Origin of the sequence: Vibrio sp. 10N.222.52.C12 (assembly GCF_041474215.1) — a bacterium.
GTDB lineage: Bacteria > Pseudomonadota > Gammaproteobacteria > Enterobacterales > Vibrionaceae > Vibrio > Vibrio crassostreae_C.
Genome location: NZ_JBFRTR010000014.1, coordinates 1 through 1,165, shown reverse-complemented (window position 1 = coordinate 1,165; position 1,165 = coordinate 1). Strand labels below are relative to the sequence as shown.

1 protein-coding gene is annotated in these 1,165 nt (G+C 37.9%); it reads right to left on the bottom strand.

What is annotated here, in order from left to right; genetic code table 11:
• Positions 1–1,032 (bottom strand): transporter substrate-binding domain-containing protein (locus AB4623_RS03115; protein WP_372145741.1); only part of this gene is annotated, 1,032 nt, incomplete at its 3' end.
• Positions 1,033–1,165 lie beyond the last annotated feature (133 nt).

Here is a 1,165-nt window from a genome sequence, read left to right as displayed (position 1 = left end):
GTTTTCTACATCGAAACCGGGTAAAAAGTCGATTTCTTTAGTACGCAGCATTTCAATGACATCTTTTCCTTTAGGCTGCACGTATTCGAAGCTTACTCCAAGCTTTCTCGAAATGAGAGTGATCGCGTCGTGAATGAAACCGACCGTTTGTTGTGTTGTAGGATCGAAATATGAATAGGGGTAGATGTTTTCACTGACCGTATACCTAATCGAACGATGTCCATATTGGCTTTCTATAACTTGATTTATGATGTCATCATAAAAGTGGTAGAAATAGTTCGATGATATTTGAGTGATATCTTTGATTTGGTGTTTCAGCAATGCATCAATGATTGTTTTTAGTTGAGTTGATTCCTTGCTCATTAATACTTGAATGGGGAATGGAGCTAGATTTTTTGAAAATGAAATTGTGCCTTGCCATTCTCCTGGTGTCACAACGGAATAGTAACTCTGGACTGACGTTAAATCGATGACTGTTGCATCAGCAGTGCCTACAGCGAGGGTTGTAAAGAGCTCTGATGCGCTATTTACCATCAATATTTTCGTGATTCCCAAATCTTTAATTATCTGACAAAACAGTGAATTTCGAATACAAGCCCACATGAGTTCATGCTTGGATTTGGTTTGAGCTGCTTCGTCTTTAAACCAAAAAACGTTAGGCACGTTATAGAGCGTATTGGAAAAAATAAATTGCTCTGATCGCTGACGTGTTTCAGCATAACCTAGAGTTAAGTCGACTTCTCCTTTCGCTACAGCATCAAGCAGAGCACGTGACGAGAAATATTCTTTTATTTCAATATTGACATTAAGCTTCTCTTCAAGCGTCCGAACGACTTCGGCCGAATTGCCTTTATTTCTATTGACGAACACATCCTCCCACGCCCGGTTAAATAGGTGAGTAGGCTTAGCAATGACAATCGTTTTTTTTGCCTGCAAGTAATCTGTCTGATTAGAATTAAGCACCATTTCCGAAGCAACACACGGAAAAGACAGTGAGAATAAAACAAAAAAACAAGAGAGATAGGTTTTCATAAGATTAGAGAATTAAAAAAGTCTCGTTATTTTATGACGGCTATTTATCCCTAATACTCTTTTGCTAATTATTTTTGTGGTGAAGATTAATTTTATTTTTGGGTGTTATCGAGATGAAACAACGGTTAGAGAC